The following is a 15,343-nucleotide window of genomic DNA, read 5'->3' on the forward strand; positions in this document are numbered from 1 at the left end:
CGGGCGCGAACCTTTCCCGGTGGATGACCTGTCTTGAAGGTCGTCGGCCCGCCAGGGCCAGGGGAGGCGTCGGATGAAGCTGGTGTGGAGGCGGGCCCGCGAGGCGCGAGGTCTGCTGGTTGCCGCGGTGATCGCCGCCCTGGTCGCCGTCGCGTTGGTCACCGGACTGTCCGACTACAACCGCCGCGCGGTGGACGCCGGGCAGCGGGCGCTGGTGAAAGCCGCGCCGGCCGAGGAACGCGGCCTGCTGGTCGGCGGCTCCGGCGGGCGCGACGCCGCCGAGTTCGCCACCCGCGACCAGGCGGTGCGTGCCGAGTTGGTCGACGGGCTCGCCGGGGTGCCGGTCACCGTCTCCGCCGCCCGGTACGGCACGGGCCGGGAGCTGACAGGCGACCTCGGGTCCGTGCCCCGCGCCGGCGACGAGCCGATCTTCGCGAACCTGGCCACCCTCGACGACCTGGCCGGGCACGCCGAGCTGACAAGCGGAGCGTGGCCCCGTGCCGGCGCGACGCCGGTCCAGGTCAGCCTGCCGGAACGGGTCGCCACCGCACTGGGCCTGGCAGTCGGGGAGCGGATCCCGCTGCGCGACCGTGCCACCGAGCGGGCCAGCCAACTGGTACTCGCCGGCACCTGGCGGCCCCGCGACCCCACCGAGGCGTACTGGCTGCTGGCCCCCGGTGTGGGCGCGGGCAGCGCCGGCTCGGGCACCTCGTACGGGCCGTTCGCGCTGGACCCGGCCGACTTCGCGGCCACCTTCCCGGGCTCGGTGTCGGCGGCCTGGCTGGCCGAACCGGACCTCGGCGGCATCGACGCCGCTGACCTGCCGGCGGTGCGGGCGGCCATGACGGAGGCCGTGACTGCGGTGCCCGAGGCGGCGCAGTTGGGCACGTCGGCGCAGTCGTTGACCAAGATGGATCAGCTGCTGGACCGGATCGCCCGTGCCGACCTGGTCGGCCGGTCCGCGCTGGCCACCCCGCTACTGCTCATCCTGGTGCTCGGCGGGTACGCGCTGGTGCTTGTCGCCGCCCTGCTGCACGAGGACCGCCGCCCTCAGACCGCGCTGCTGCGCGCCCGTGGCGCCGCACGCCGGCAACTGGCAGGCCTTGCCGCCCGGGAGGCGACCCTGGTGATCGCCCCGGCGGCCCTGCTCGGGCCGGTGATCGCCGGGGAGGCGCTGCGCTTCGTCAAACCCGGCGGGGCAGCCGAACTGTCCTCTGCCGGCGGAAACACCACACTGATCTGGGCGGCTGCCGCGGCGACCGCCGCCGGCTGCCTGGTGGCAATGGTCGCGCCCACGCTGCGCGGCGCCGGCACCTACGTGGCCGACATGGCCGCCAGGTCCCGACCGAACCGGGCGGCGAGCGTCCAGCGGGCAAGCGTCGACCTGGTACTGGTGGCGCTCGCCCTGCTGGCCTGGGTGCAGCTGCGCCAGTACGCGTCACCACTGGCCGGCTCGGGCGCCAGCCTCGGGCTCGATCCACTGCTGGTGGCCGCGCCCACGCTCGGCGTGCTGGCCGGCGCCGTGCTGGCGCTGCGGGTGCTCCCACCGGTCACCCGGTTCGCCGAGCGGTTCGTCGACCCGCGGCCCTGGACGGCCACCATGCTCGGCATGTGGCAGGCCGGCCGGCGTCCACACGCCGGACCGGTGCTGCTCCTCGCCCTCGCCGTCGGCGGCAGCACCCTCGCCTGGTCCCTGGTCAGCACCGGTGAGCGGTCCCAGGTCGAGCAGGCCAGCCACACCGTCGGCGCGGACCTGCGGGTGACCGAGCGGACCGGTTCCGCCCCGCCCACCCGGGCCGGCGAACTCGCCGCGCTGCCCGGCGTGGTCCAGGCGCTGCCGGCGTGGCGCGACGAGGTGCGGGTCGGCCGGCAGAACCTGCCCACCACGGTGATCGGCATCGACCCCGCCGGGGCGCCCGGCGTCGTCCTGCTCGCCGACCGCCTCACCGACGGGTCGGCGTCGGAGAGCTACAAGCGGATGCTCCAGGCACGCGGCGCTCCCGTCGGGATCGAACTGCCCGCCGGCACCCGCGCGGTCACCGGTACGGTCCGCACCCCCGTCGAAGGGGCCTTCCGACCCCATCGGATCGCGGTGGCGCTGCTGTTCACAAGCGCCGACGGGCTGGCCCTACGTCTGCCGGCGGTCGAGGCCACGAGTGACGGGCGGTCCGCCACGTTCACAGTGACACTGCCCGACGTCGGAGGGGCACCGCTGAGGCTGGCCGGCTTCGAGGCCGACGGAGGACGGGCGGCCGGCGATTCGTACCGGCTCGACGTGGAAGGGTTGGCCCTCGTCGGCGCGGACGGCACCGCCCGGCCGGCCAACCTGACCGGCAACTGGATGGCGACGACGGGGGACGGGCCGGGCCACCGGGCGACGTCCACCGGCACCCGTGTCCTCGCCGACCGCCCGGTGGACGTGATCCCCGGAGGGCAGTTCGCGTACCAACCGTCCACCCGCTTCGCCATCGTGCCCGCCGGGGTGGCCGAGCCCGTGCCGGTCCTGATGACCGCCGGAGTACGCGACGCGCTGAGCCTGCGCACCGGCGACACCGTCACCCTTGCCCTCTCCGGCGTGTCCGTGCTGACGCGGCTGGTCGGCGAACTGGAATCCGTGCCCACCACCACCGGCGAGGGCGTGCTGCTCGACCTGCCCGCCGCGGTGAACGCCCTGATCCGTGACGGCGGAACGATCCGGTCGGTGCCGGAGTGGTGGCTCGGCACCGACGACGCGTCGGCTGCCGCCAGCGCCGCCGCCGACCTGCCCGGGGTGACAGTCCTGGAACGCCGGACAGTGGCCGAGGCCGCTGCCGACGACCCGTACTGGCGGGGGTCACGCACGGGAATGCTCGCCGCCGCGCTCGGTGCGGTGCTGCTCGCCCTTGTCGGTCTCATGGTCGACGTGTGGGCCACCGCCAGACGCCGGCTCGGCGAGTTCGCGGTGCTGCACACCCTCGGTGCGACACCTCGGCTGCTGGCCCGGGCGATGCTTGCCGAACAGACATTCCTCGCCGGCATCGGCGTGGGGGTCGGGCTGCTGCTCGGTGCCGTGGTGGGGGCCACCATGGCTCCCCTTGTCATCCTCACCCCGGCCGCCGGCCGACCGGTGCCTTCGGCGGCGTTCGTGCTGCCCTGGGTGCCGGTCGGGTTGACCGCGGCCGGACTGCTGCTGGCGGCGCTCGCCTTCAGCGCGTTCATCGCCACCGGCATCCGCAAGCGGGTGGCGGCGGTGCAGCTGCGAATCGGGGGAGAACGATGAGCATCGGCGCGGTCGTCCGCCGGGTCCGGGCGTACGGCGGGCAGTTCCTGCTCCTGGCGGTGCTGACCCTTGTGGTCACGCTGCTTGTCAGCGGAGTTCCCCGGCTCGTCAACCGGCTCGCCGAACAGGGCCTACGGGCGCAACTGAACAGTGAGCCGGCCGCCCGCCGGGATCTCTCGTACGCCACCGGCGAGGCGCCTTTCACCTCGGTCAAGACCGCTACGGGAGCCGCCCGTGAGCGGTTCGACGCCTTGGCGAAGGAGATGCCGCCGCAGGTGCGCTCGGTGGTGACCGAGCGGTGGCACAGCGTGGAGACGATGCCGGGCCGGGTCACCGGCCCGGACCTCGCGGCCCGCAAGCTGCTTGTCGACCTGGGTCTGCGGGTCATGCCCGACGTCCAGGACAACAGCACTCTCGTCGACGGGGCGTGGCCGAGCGAAACGTACATTCCGGAGCGGCCGATCGAAGTGGCGCTCGACGCCGACGTGGCCGGCAAGCTCAACCTGCGGCCCGGCAGCCAACTGCGCATCGGCAACGTCGACGACAAGGGCGCAATGATCGACCCCGTCCCGGTGGCGGTGTCCGGGCTGTTCCGCCCCACCGACCGGGCGAGCGGCATGTGGGACGGACTGCCGCCGGCGCTGCGAATCACCGAACCGCTCGGCGACGGTCAGCCGCTGATCGTCGTCGGCGTGGTCGCCCAGTCCACATTCAACAAGCGGGCCGCGGAGGGCTGGCCGATCCGGTCCGACTGGCGCTACCGGCTGGGCGTCAACTCCATCGACGCACGCAACCTGGACCAGTTGATCGACGGCCTACAGACGATGCAGCGCAGCACTCCGCCGGACCTCACACTGACCCAGGGGGTCGACGTTCCGCTGCGGGCGTTCGCCGCCCAGTTGAACGCCGCCCGGACCCTGCTCGCGGTGATCGCGGCGGGCGTGCTTGCCACCCTGGCCGGGCTGATCGTGCTCGCGGCCACCCTCGCCACCAGGCGGCGTCGCGCGGAGTACGTGCTGCTGCGCGCCCGAGGAGGTGCGGCCACCGCCGGCGCCCGGCGCAGCCTCGCCGAGTCACTGCTTGTGGTGCCGGTCGCCGCGGCGCTGGGCTGGTGGCTGGGCACCCTGTTCCCCGGCGCACCGGACCCGACCGCGCCGTACGCCGCCGCTGTGACGGTGCTGGTCACCCTCGCGCTGCCGTTGGCGACGCTTGCGGTGCCGACCGGTGGGGCGGCCCGCCGCGACCTGGTCCGGCTCCGCCCCTCGGCACGCCGACTCACAATCGAGGTCTCCCTGCTGCTGCTTGCCGGGCTCGCGGCGGTGCTGCTGCGTCGACGCGGCCTCACCCTCGGCGAGGTGGACCCGCTGCTGGTGTCGGTGCCGGTGCTGCTCGCTGTCGCCGCGGCGGTGCTGGCGCTGCGCGCGTACCCCTGGCCCTTGCGGTTGGTGAGCCGGCTCGCCGCGCGGACCAGGGGCAGCGTGACGTTCCTCGGCACCGCGCGGGCCGGCCGCTCCGCTGTCGCCGCCCCCCTTGTGGTCGTGGTACTGGCGATCGGCACCGCGGCGTTCTGCGCTGTCGTCGCCGCCGGTGTCGACGCCAGCAGGGATCGGGCCGTCGAGCGGACAGTCCCGGCCGACGCGATTGTCCGCGGCGAACGTCTCGCCCCGGACACCCTCGACGCGGTGAGTCAGCTGCCCGGCGTCAGCGCCGTCACCCGGGTGGCGGACGAGCCGGACCAGCGATTGGCCGCCGACGCCCTCGGCACCGACGCGCGGGTCGGGCCGGTGCAGGTGCTGCTTGTGGACGGTTCGGGCCTGAGCACGGTCAGCCGGGAGTCCGGTGTGGTCGTGCCGCTACCGGCCGTGCTGCGCAGCGCCGAGCAGGCGTCCGGGCCACTGCCGGCCATCGTCTCCCCGGCGGTCGCCGCCGACCTGACCCGGGTGGGTCTGGACCGTTCGGCGTTCGTCTCGGTGCAGGGCGAGCGGTACGAGTTCCGTATCGCCGGTTCGCAGGACACCTTCCCGCTGCTGTCGGAGGGTGCCGGCCGGTTCGTGATCCTGCCCTGGCAGGCGCTGCCGGCCCGCACCACCGAGCCGGTGCCCACAAGCCTGCTGGTCGCCGGGGACCGGCTGGACGCAGAGGCGTTGCGCCAGGCCGGCGACCAGGGGCAGGAGCGCTACCTGCGCGACGGAACGGTGACTGGCCGGGAACGGTTCCTCGGGGCGACTGTCGACACCCGCGACGGTGTCCGGCGGGATCTTGGCGACGGTGGCGCGAACGGCGTGCTGGCCTTCGGATTCGTCGCCGGCGCGGTCGGCGGCACCGTGCTCGGGCTGCTCGCCATCGCGTTCACAGTGCTGGCCGGCGCGCGAGACCGGGGTCAGGTGCTGTCCCGGCTGCGCACCCTCGGCCTGTCCCGCAGGCAGTGGCGAGGACTGCTGCTTGTCGAGTTGACCCCGCTGGTCGGCACGTCGGTGCTGACCGGCGCGCTCGTCGGGGCGCTACTGCCCCTGCTGCTCAACCCGGTGCTCGGCCTGTCCGCGTTCACCGGTGGCGTACCTGTCCGGGTGGCCTTCGAGCCCGGCCTCGTCGCCGCTGTGTTCGCGCTCGGGGCGGTCGCCCTCGGCTTCGCGGTCACCGTCGAAGCGCTTAACAACCGCCGGTTGCGCCTCGGTGAGGTGCTCCGGCTCGGAGAGGAGAGCTGAGATGACCGCTACCGCACAGACCGAACCCATGCCGGACCTGGCCGCCCTTCAGCGGCGGGCCGCGCAACGTGCCGCCGAACGGGCCGGTGGCGAGGACCGGCTGCGCGGCCACATCGTCTGCGACGGCCTGGTGCGCATCTTCAAGACCGAGGGGGTGGAGGTCGTCGCCCTCCAGGGTCTCGACCTGGTGATCGACAGGGGTGAACTGCTGGCGATCGTTGGCGCGTCCGGCTCGGGCAAGTCCACTCTGCTCAACATCCTCTCCGGCCTGGACACGCCCACCGCAGGCATCGCCCGGGTGGCCGACTACGACCTGCTCTCGCTGTCGGCCAAGCGGCGGTTGAGTTACCGGCGCGAGCTTGTCGGGTTCGTCTGGCAGCAGACCGGCCGCAACCTGCTGCCGTACCTGACCGCCCTGGAGAACGTCGAGCTGCCGATGCAGTTGGCCGGCAAGCGGTCCCGCAAGGCCCGCCGGGCACGGGCTCGGGAACTGCTCGACATGGTCGGCGTGGGCTACTGCGCCGACCGGCGGCCCGGTCAGCTCAGCGGCGGCGAGCAGCAGCGGTGCGCAGTTGCCGTGGCGGTTGCCAACGACCCCGAGGTGCTCTTCGCCGACGAACCCACAGGTGAGCTGGACGAGGCGACCGGCGCTGAGGTCTTCGCGGCGTTGCGCACCATCAACGCCGAGCTGGGCGTCACCATCGTCGTCGTCACCCACGACCACGCCGTGGCCAGCCAGGTCCGCCGGACCGTCGCGATCCGCGACGGTCGAACCGCCTCCGAGGTACGCCGGACCGCGCGTGTCGGCGCGGACGGCAACACCGAGCTGATCAGCGAGGAGTACGCGGTGCTGGACCGCAACGGCCGGATGCAGTTGCCCGCGGCGTTCGTCGACGCGCTGTCGCTGAAGGAGCGGGTCCGGCTCGATCTGGAGCCCGACCATGTGCAGGTACGGCCCGGTGACCGGGCGTCGGAGGAACGGGAGGCACGGGCGTGAGCCGTCGGGACATGATGGTGACGGGAGCGGCCCCGCTCGGCGGTGCGCCCGGGGGGCACTCTGACGAACTGGTCCGGGTCAGCGGTGTGAGCCGGACCTTCGGTCGCGGTGAGCACGCCGTGCACGCGGTGCGGGACGTCTCGTTCCGCGCCAACCGTGGCGAGTTGGTAGCCATTCGCGGCCGATCCGGCGCGGGCAAGACGACGCTGCTGAACATTATCGGCGGGCTGGACCAGCCGGACAGCGGTCAGGTGGTGGTGGCCGGGCACGAGGTGAGCGCGGCCGGCGAGGCGGAGCTGCTGCGGCTGCGCCGGGGCACCGTCGGGTTCGTGTTCCAGACCTTCGGGTTGGTGCCGATCCTCTCCGCAGCCGAGAACGTCGGCGTGCCGCTGCGGCTCGCGCAGGTGCCGGCCGCCGAACGGGAGCAGCGGGTCGCGGTGCTGCTGGAACTTGTCGGCCTGGGCGGGCACGCGGCGCAGCGCCCCTACGAACTCTCCGGAGGGCAGCAGCAGCGGGTGGCGGTCGCCCGCGCCCTCGCCAACGAGCCGGACCTGCTCATCGCCGACGAACCCACCGGCCAGCTGGACTCGGAGACCGGACGGTCCATCATGGACCTGCTGCGCGCCGTCGTACACGCCAGGGGGATGACGGCACTGGTTGCCACGCACGACCCGGCCCTGATCGACCTCGCCGACCGCGTACTCGTCTTGCGGGATGGTCGCCTGGTGGACAGCTGACCCGCGTACGGCGGCCGGCCACGTGGGTCAGAGCGCGAGCTTCATGCCCTCGTGGCTGGCCACGAAACCGAGGCCCAGGTAGAAGCGGTGCGCGTCGGCGCGGGTCTTGTCGGCGGTGAGCTGCACCAGCGCGCAGCCGCGCTGCCGGGCCTGGCCGATCGCCCAGGTCATCAGGTCCCGGCCCAGCCCTTGCCCACGCCGGTCGGAGCGGACCCGGACCGACTCGATCAGGGACCGCTCGGCACCGTGCCGGCTGAGGCCTGGGATATAGGTGATCTGGAGGCAGCCGACCAGGTCACCGTCCTGCTCCGCGACGATCAGCTGGTTGCGCGGGTCCGCGTCGATGGCCGCGAACGCCCTCTCGTACGCCTCGTCGACAGCGGTGAAGTCGCGGGCCCTGCCCAGGACGTCGTCGGCGAGCAGGGCGATGACGGCGGGCAGGTCGGCCCGGGTCGCCTCCCGGAAGATCATGTCGCTCATGCCGGTGAGCCTGCCACACCATTCAGCGCGCCGGGCAGCGCAGGCCCTCCCGCGGGACGGTCAGGTCGAGCAGGTACGCGTCCACCGCGTCGGTGATGCAGGCGGTCTGCGGGTAGGCGGTGTGCCCCTCGCCCTCCCAGGTGAGGACCCGGCCCACGCCAAGCATCGACGCGAGGCGCGGGGTCTGCTCGTAGGGCGTCGCCGGGTCGCCGGTGGTGCCGACCACCACGATCGGTGGTGCGCCGTCGGCCTTCCCGGTCGGGTACGGGTCACGGCCGCCCGGCCACTCCACGCAACTCAACATGCCCACCGCGAGCGCAGGACCGAACAGCGGATACTTCGTGCGCCACTGCGACTGCAACTGGCGGATCTCGTCGCGGCTCGGCTTCTCGGTCTCGTCGGCGCAGTTGATCGCGAGGTTGGCGTCGAACAGGTTCGAGTAGTGCCCGTCGCTCTCCCGGCCGGCGTACGAGTCGGCGAGCCGGAACACGTCCTTCGGGTCGCCCTCGGCCAGCCGGTCGATGGCCTGGGCCAACTGCTGCCAGCCCGACTCGGTGTAGAGCGACGAGATGACCGCGTAGAACACCCAGCCGGCGGTGGCCTCGCGCCCGTCGTCGCCGCGTACCGGGGAGACCTTGGCCTTGTCGATGGCCGAGGTGACAGCGGCGCGGGCGTCCGGGGCGATCGGGCAGCGGGCGGCGTTCGCGGCGCACCAACGGGCGAAGTTGTCGAAGGCACGCTCGAAGCCACGGGCCTGGCTCTCCGAGCCGGCAATCAGCCGCTGCTGCGGGTCGACAGCGCCGTCGAGTACAAGCGCGCGCACCCGCTGAGGGTAGAGCTGGGCGTAGATGGCGCCGAGCAGGGTGCCGTAGGAGTAGCCCAGGTAGGTGAGCTTGTCGTCGCCAACTGCCGCGCGGACCGCGTCCATGTCCCGGGCGGCCTGCTCGCTGCCGTACAGCGGCAACTGGTCGCCGTAACGGTCGCCGCAGCCGCGCCCGATCCGCTGGCTCAGCCCGACGAACCCGTCGAACGACGCCTGGCTCGCCGGATCGGGGTCGTAGCCGAAGCTGGCGTCCAGGTCGGCGTCGGAGATGCACTTCACCGGGCTGGACCGGGCCACCCCGCGCGGGTCGAAGCCGACGATGTCGAAACGTTCGGTGATCGAGCTGGGCAGCCCACCGAACTGGGTGCCGAAGGAGAGGTAGACGGCGGTGTCCACACCGGACCCACCCGGCCCGCCGGGGTTGACGACGAGTGAGCCGATCCGGTCGCGCTGCTTGCTGGACCGTGCCCGCAACAGGGCGATCTCGAAGGTCTCGCCGGCGCCCGGCCCAGCGGTCGCTCCGGTGCCGTTGCCCCAGTCCCGGGGGACCGCGATCCGGGCGCACTCGTAGCGCATGTCCGGCGCGCCCCGGCCGACCAGATCCTCGGCCACCTCCGGGCAGGGCCGCCAGGTCGCCGAACTGCCGGCCGGTGCCGCCTCGCCCGCCACGTCGGTGCGCGGCGCGAACGCCGGCAATGTGCAGCCGGCGGTCAGCAGGGCAGCCACGACGAAAACGGCAAGACAGCGACGGACCCGGCGGTTGGTCGCCCTCCACGGCTGGTCGGCGGTGCGGGTCACGTGATCCTCCGGTGTCGAGTCGACGGCCAGGCTACGCCGGGCCGGTGGCGGCCCTGTCCACGGTGGCGGTCGGGTCGCCGCGCAGCACCTCGTCCACGTCGTAGCGGATCGGGCGGTCGAGCTGGTCGTACCGGCAGGAGCGGGGATCGCGGTCCGGACGCCAACGGACGAACCGGGCGGTGTGCCGGAAACGGTCACCTTCCATCGCGTCGTATGCCACCTCGACCACCAGCTCCGGACGGAGCGGCTCCCACTCAAGGTTCTTCGTGCCGGTCCACCGGCTCACCCCGCCCGGGATGCGCTGGCCGCGCTCGTGGTCGCCGTGCACCCACGGATGCTCGCCGCCGGTGTCCCGGTAGGGCGCCAACTCGTCGAGCAACTCGGCACGGCGGGCCATGCTGAACGACGCGCTCACCCCGACGTGGTGCAGGACGCCCGCGTCGTCGTAGAGGCCGAGCAGCAGCGAGCCCACCACCGGGCCGGACTTGTGCCAGCGGAAGCCGGCCACCACAGCGTCCGCCGTGCGGGCGTGTTTGACCTTGAACATCAACCGCTTGCCCGGCTCGTACGGCAGGTCGGCCGGCTTGACGATCAGGCCGTCCAGACCGGCGCCCTCGAAGACGTCGAACCAGCGCTGCGCGGTCTCCGGATCGGTGGTGACCTGGGTGACGTGCACCGGCGGGCGTACGCCTGCCAACGCCTCGACCAGCCGCTCCCTGCGGCGCGGGTAGGGCTGGTCCAGCAGGGCCTCGTCACCGATCGCCAGCAGGTCGAACGCCACGAAGTCGGCGGGAGTGGTCTCGGCCAGCATCTTCACCCGGGACGCCGCCGGATGGACGCGCTGGGCCAGCAGCTCGAAATCCAACCGGGGCTGGCCGCCCGGCCCGTCGCGCCGGATCACGATCAGCTCCCCGTCGACGGCGCACCGCTGCGGCAACTGTCGGCGGGCCTGCTCGACCACCTCGGGGAAGTAACGGGTCATCGACTTGCCACCCCGGCTGGACAGTTCGACTTCGTCGCCGTCGCGGAACACGATGCACCGGAACCCGTCCCACTTGGGCTCGTAGGTCAGCCCGGCGGTGGTGGGCAGCTTGGGAACGCTCTTGGCCAGCATCGGCTCGACCGGCGGGTTGATCGGCAGGTCCACGGCGACCAGTCAATCAGACGGTGCCGACAGTCGTGAGGCACATCACGGTGGAGGCGAGGGCGGCGTGTCCGTCCGAGCGCCGCTCGTCCCGACCGGGCGAATCAGATAACCGCAGGTCAGAGCTACTTTCGCGAGATGTCCGAGTGGGTCTGTGACTGCTGCGGGCGGTGGCGGGTGAGCGTCGAGCTGATCCGGGGCCGCTACCGGTACCGGCTGACCCGCCGATACCCGGAGCGGTTCGGCGGTGGCCGCAACGTGCTGGGCGAGGTCGGATCGGTACCGGAGCTTGAGGAGTTGCTCGCCCGGCGTACCCCGCTGAGCCTTGCCGATCTGCGCGAGGCCGCCTGACCGACGCCGCGCGCCCTGGCCGGGCGTCGGACGCCCGTGTCACGATTCGCCGCGTCGGCTCGTCTCCCTCGCGCAGCGGCGCCGGGCGGCGCCGCGCGGGGGAGGACGAGAGATGCGGTTCGAAGCGGGTACGGACATCGCCGCCGACGCCAAGCGGGTCTGGGAGGTGCTTGCCGACGTGCAGCGGTGGCCAGAGTGGACGGCCTCGGCCAGCCGCGTCGAGCGGGGCGAGCAGGGGCCGCTCGCCGTCGGCGCGACAGCCCGGCTGACCCAGCCGAAGCTCCGGCCGGCGGTGTGGCGGGTCACCGAGCTGACCGAGGGGCGGAGCTTCACCTGGGTCTCCGACACCCCAGGTGTGCACACCAGTGGGGAACACCTGCTGTCGCCGCTGCCGGGCGGCGGCACCCGGGTCGAGCTGGCCATCGTCCAGTCCGGGCCGCTGGCCGGGCCGGTGGGCTTGCTGTACGGCGGTCTGCTCCGGCGCTACCTGCGGCTGGAGACCGAGGGCCTCAAGCGTCGAAGCGAGCAGGGCTGACGCTGAGCGGGCTGCGACGGCGTGGTCAGAACCGGGCGAACGAGCGGATCGGGGCGCGCGGGCCGTACTTCGGCGCCTGGATGCCGGCGGCCTCCAGCAGCACGCAGACCCGACCCCGGTGGCCCCGGAACGGCTCCAGCAGGGCAAGCATCCGGGCATCGTCGCCGCGCGCCTCCCCGGCGAGCGCCCAGGCCACAGTGTTCGGGATGTGGTAGTCGCCGACGCTCACCGCGTCCGGGTCGCCGTAGGCGATCCGGACCACCTCGGCGGCGGTCCACGGGCCGATACCGGGAATGGCGGTCAGCCGGCGGGTCGCCTCGGTGGCGTCGGCGCAGCGCTCCAACCTGTCGGCCAGCGCGGCGGCGCGACGCAGCGTGTCGGCGCGGCGCTGCTCGACGCCGAACGGGTGGAACACCCAGTACGGGGTGGCGGCCACCGCTGCGGCCTCCGGCGGGAGCAGTAGCGGTTGCAGTGGGCCGGGCGCCGGCTCACGGAAGTGCCGCACCGTCGCCGAGTACGCCCGGTAGGCCTCCTTGCCGGTGACCTTCTGCTCGAACACGGCGCGCAGCAGCCGGGGAAAGACCTGCCCGGTGGTGGGCATCCGCAGGCCCCGGTGCTCCCGGGCCAGCCGGGTGACGAGCGGGTGCGCCGCCGCCAGTTCGGCGAATCCGGTCAGGTCGTCGCGTAGCCCGGCGATCGCGTCGGCGCGAGCCACCACCTGCTCGGCGCCCGGCCCGTAGCCCTCGGCGATCAGGTCACCACCGGCCGGGCGCAGGGCGAGCGTGGCCGGGCCGTCCGAGGTGCGGGTGGCCCACCAGAAGGTGCCCGCCGCGATGCGCGCGCACGGGTCGTACGGGCTGAAGGTCAGGGCGCGGACCGACGCGGTCAGCCGGTAGCCGACCGGCGGGTGCAGCACCCGGGTCGCGGCGGGCTCGGTCTCGGTCACCCCGCCACTCTGCCAGGTGGGGCTCCGGCCCGGGTCACCGCCGCTCCCAGCGGACCCCGCGCACACGACGATGGTCGGTCGCGCCCTCCCCGGCGACGACCGACCATCGAGCCCTTCATGCGTACGGGATCAGTACGTGCTGCCGCCACCGGAGTCGCTCGCTCCGCTGTCCGCCGGCGGGGCGACAGCCTTCGGCGTGGAGGTGGGCAGGCAGCTCAGGTTCTTCTTGCCGTCCGGCTGGACCACGAACCAGGTGCCGCCGACGGCCTGGCCCTTCCACTGGCCGGGCTTCTTGTCGCCGATGTAGCGGTAGACCGGCCAGCCGGCGATGGTGAGCTGACGGGTGCCGTCCTGCCGGGTCACGCTGCCCACCTTGTCGTCGGAGACCCCGGTGAGCTCCGGGTTTCCGTCGGTCAGGGCCGGCGGCCAGACCTGCGCGCACTTGTCGACGCAGTTCGACGCGGGCGGGTCGGCGGTGTCCTTGTCGAAGCGGTACAGGATCCAGCCGTCCTGGTCGGTGACGACGCTGCCCATCCGGGCGACCTTCTTACCGATCAACTTCTCGGTCAGGTCCACGTCCGCGGGCGGCGGCGCATCGGCGACTGGCGCGTCCGGGGTTGCCGACGCCTCGGGTTCAGCCGCCGCGGTGGGCTCGGCCGCGGCGACGGCGACCGGCTCGGCCGCGCTCGTGTTCGCCCCGTCGTAACCCGCGGGAGCGCAGGCCGTTAGTGCGACCATCGCGCTCACCAGGATGACGGTCCGCTTCATCTGTGCCACGTGCCCTCCTCATTCTTGGCAGTTCACCCATAGGTACGGAGTGCGGGCTGTCAAGGTTGAAGTAGTAACAGTGGTCAATTTCACTCAAATTGGTTGAACCGAATGGGACGGTCATCCGTACGCCCCTACGCGGGACCTCTCCGCCACCACAAACAGATCGGCGCCGGTCATTGGAAAATGACCGGCGCCGACAGGGTACGCGACCTTACATGGGCACCGTGACCAGCGGGCTTGCCACACCATGACTGTCGACCGACTGCACCTGGAGCTGCTTGATCTCGCTCGACCGCGCCGACGTCGAAGCGCTCAGTTCGAGACCCTGCGGACGATTGTTGGTGCCATATCCGCCCTCGGGAACCGACCACGTCGAGATCACCTCGGTGGTGGAGTTTTTACGCACCACCACCAACCGGCAGGTACGCGGCCCAGGCAGTTTCCGCAGACTGAAGTTGATGCGGGTGCCGTACTCCCGATCCACAAGGAACATCGTCGTCTGCACGCCCGTCGTCGGATCGGTGGCGTCGACCTGATCGCCCTCCTCCTCGGTGCCGCCGACGCCGGGGCCACTCGGCGGTGCCGTCGGCGCGCTCGTCGGGGGATCGTTCACCACCGGGCTCGGCGCCGGCTCCGCGACGATCCCCGGAGAGTCGTCCCCGGCCACGCTCACGAAGCCGTACCCGGTCAGGCCGCCGAACACCACCACCGCCGCCGCAGTGGCGAGCAACTGACGAAACCGCGTACGCCGACGGTCGGTCCGGACTGCCACCAACGTCCGATCCAACAGGGCCGGATCGGTGGCGGTCTGCTCCATCGCCATCATCGTCTCGCCGTCGATGTCGGAGAGCAGGCCCACCACCGGCACCATCGTCTCCAACTCGGCCGCGCACGCCCAGCACGCGGCGAGATGTTCCTCGAACCGCTCGGTGTCCTGCTCGTCGAGCACGCCGAGCGCGTACGCCGCGACGTCCATGTGATCCGGTCGGCTCATTCTGTCACCCCCCGCTCCTGCAGAGCCGTGCGCAGCGCGCGCAGCGCGTAGTAGACCCGCGACTTGGCGGTGCCCAACGGAAGCCCCAACTCCTCGGCGGCCTCCGGCACCGTCCGCCCCCTGAAGTACGTCGAGATCAGGATCTCCCGGTGCGACTGACTGAGCGTACGCAGTGCGTCCGCCACAGTCATCGTGCGTAGCACCCGGTCGGTGCTGTCCGCCTCGGCGAACGCCGTCAGGTCCCGGTCGTACGTCTCCGGCGGCCGGGCCTCCTGGCTGCGATGCTCGTCGATGGCGATCCGGCGTGCCACAGTGACCAGCCAGGGCCGCAACGACCCCTGCCCCTGCGTGCCGAGGCGATGCGCGTTGCGCCAGGCCCGCAGCAGCGTCTCCTGCACGATGTCCTCCGCGCGCTGCCGGTCCCCCCCGGTGAGCCGCATGACGAACATCAGCAACGGGCCAGCGTGTTCCGCGTACAGCAGCCGGATCAACTGGTCAGAGTGGCTGGCCTCGGAGGTCGTCGCCTGGTGGCGCCCGGGCGCCGATCGGGGCGTCACCGGACCATTCTGGCGAGACGACGCCCGGGCGTCGACCCCACGGGCAGACGAAGTCGGCCTCGACGACGACCGCGCCGACAACCAGTCAGCGCGAACCGCGTCCCCATGCCAACCGGCCGCCACCGCATGCATGCAGACCTCCGGGATGTCCGTTACCACCGCCGCCCCCACAAGGCGAGCCGCCCGGTGGTACGCACCGGGGAGGCGAGCGGATCAACAATCCGGGGAAAAAGTTCTGCGGCGACG

13 protein-coding genes are annotated in these 15,343 nt (G+C 72.6%); 6 read left to right on the forward strand and 7 right to left on the reverse strand.

Features of this window, described 5'->3' with window-relative positions:
• The first annotated feature begins 73 nt into the window (after nt 1-73).
• Genes ADK66_RS09195 through ADK66_RS09210 form a run of 4 tightly spaced genes read left to right on the forward strand, consistent with a single transcriptional unit; the run spans nt 74 to nt 7,698 of the window.
• Entirely contained in the window at nt 74-3,259 is a 3,186-nt protein-coding gene (locus tag ADK66_RS09195; RefSeq protein ID WP_053653508.1) for an ABC transporter permease, read from the forward strand.
• The gene (locus ADK66_RS09200) at nt 3,256-5,964 is read left to right on the forward strand and encodes an FtsX-like permease family protein (RefSeq protein ID WP_053653509.1); all 2,709 of its coding nucleotides are present in this window, start codon (nt 3,256-3,258) and stop codon (nt 5,962-5,964) included. The genes ADK66_RS09195 and ADK66_RS09200 overlap by 4 nt, the downstream gene beginning before the upstream one ends.
• Nucleotide 5,965: 1 nt before the next feature.
• Nucleotides 5,966-6,961 (forward strand): ABC transporter ATP-binding protein, encoded by a 996-nt coding sequence (locus tag ADK66_RS09205; protein WP_053653510.1) that lies wholly within the window; start codon nt 5,966-5,968, stop codon nt 6,959-6,961.
• A 14-nt stretch (nt 6,962-6,975) separates the two neighbouring features.
• Complete coding sequence (locus ADK66_RS09210; protein WP_157552369.1) at nt 6,976-7,698, forward strand: ABC transporter ATP-binding protein; 723 nt, start codon at nt 6,976-6,978, stop codon at nt 7,696-7,698.
• 27 nt (nt 7,699-7,725) lie between these two features.
• Here ADK66_RS09210 and ADK66_RS09215 read toward each other — a convergent pair whose 3' ends face one another.
• From ADK66_RS09215 to ADK66_RS09225, 3 genes are all read right to left on the reverse strand, one after another.
• Nucleotides 7,726-8,178 (reverse strand): GNAT family N-acetyltransferase, encoded by a 453-nt coding sequence (locus ADK66_RS09215; protein WP_053653511.1) that lies wholly within the window; start codon nt 8,176-8,178, stop codon nt 7,726-7,728.
• A 22-nt stretch (nt 8,179-8,200) separates the two neighbouring features.
• Nucleotides 8,201-9,727, reverse strand: a complete 1,527-nt coding sequence (locus ADK66_RS09220; protein ID WP_157552371.1) for an alpha/beta hydrolase — start codon at nt 9,725-9,727, stop codon at nt 8,201-8,203.
• A 103-nt stretch (nt 9,728-9,830) separates the two neighbouring features.
• Nucleotides 9,831-10,946, reverse strand: a complete 1,116-nt coding sequence (locus ADK66_RS09225) for an ATP-dependent DNA ligase (protein WP_053653513.1) — start codon at nt 10,944-10,946, stop codon at nt 9,831-9,833.
• Between the two features lie 135 nt (nt 10,947-11,081).
• Here ADK66_RS09225 and ADK66_RS09230 point away from each other — a divergent pair, with 135 nt between their 5' ends.
• Entirely contained in the window at nt 11,082-11,294 is a 213-nt protein-coding gene (locus ADK66_RS09230; RefSeq protein WP_053653514.1) for a hypothetical protein, read from the forward strand.
• Between the two features lie 112 nt (nt 11,295-11,406).
• A complete protein-coding gene (locus tag ADK66_RS09235) occupies nt 11,407-11,829 on the forward strand; it encodes an SRPBCC family protein (RefSeq protein WP_053653515.1) in 423 nt (140 codons plus the stop codon).
• Nucleotides 11,830-11,854: 25 nt separating this feature from the next.
• On the opposite strand, the gene ADK66_RS09240 is transcribed toward ADK66_RS09235, so the two are convergent.
• From ADK66_RS09240 to ADK66_RS09255, 4 genes are all read right to left on the reverse strand, one after another.
• Entirely contained in the window at nt 11,855-12,775 is a 921-nt protein-coding gene (locus ADK66_RS09240; protein WP_053653516.1) for a DNA-3-methyladenine glycosylase, read from the reverse strand.
• Nucleotides 12,776-12,904: 129 nt separating this feature from the next.
• Entirely contained in the window at nt 12,905-13,552 is a 648-nt protein-coding gene (locus ADK66_RS09245; protein ID WP_053653517.1) for a hypothetical protein, read from the reverse strand.
• Between the two features lie 205 nt (nt 13,553-13,757).
• On the reverse strand, nt 13,758-14,540 hold the full coding sequence (locus tag ADK66_RS09250; protein WP_053653518.1) for an anti-sigma factor: 783 nt from the start codon (nt 14,538-14,540) through the stop codon (nt 13,758-13,760).
• Complete coding sequence (locus tag ADK66_RS09255) at nt 14,537-15,229, reverse strand: sigma-70 family RNA polymerase sigma factor (RefSeq protein WP_053653658.1); 693 nt, start codon at nt 15,227-15,229, stop codon at nt 14,537-14,539. Before ADK66_RS09255 ends, ADK66_RS09250 begins: the two co-directional genes overlap by 4 nt.
• Between the last annotated feature and the right edge of the window lie 114 nt (nt 15,230-15,343).

This window comes from Micromonospora sp. NRRL B-16802 (assembly GCF_001279555.1).
Taxonomy (GTDB): domain Bacteria; phylum Actinomycetota; class Actinomycetes; order Mycobacteriales; family Micromonosporaceae; genus Micromonospora; species Micromonospora profundi.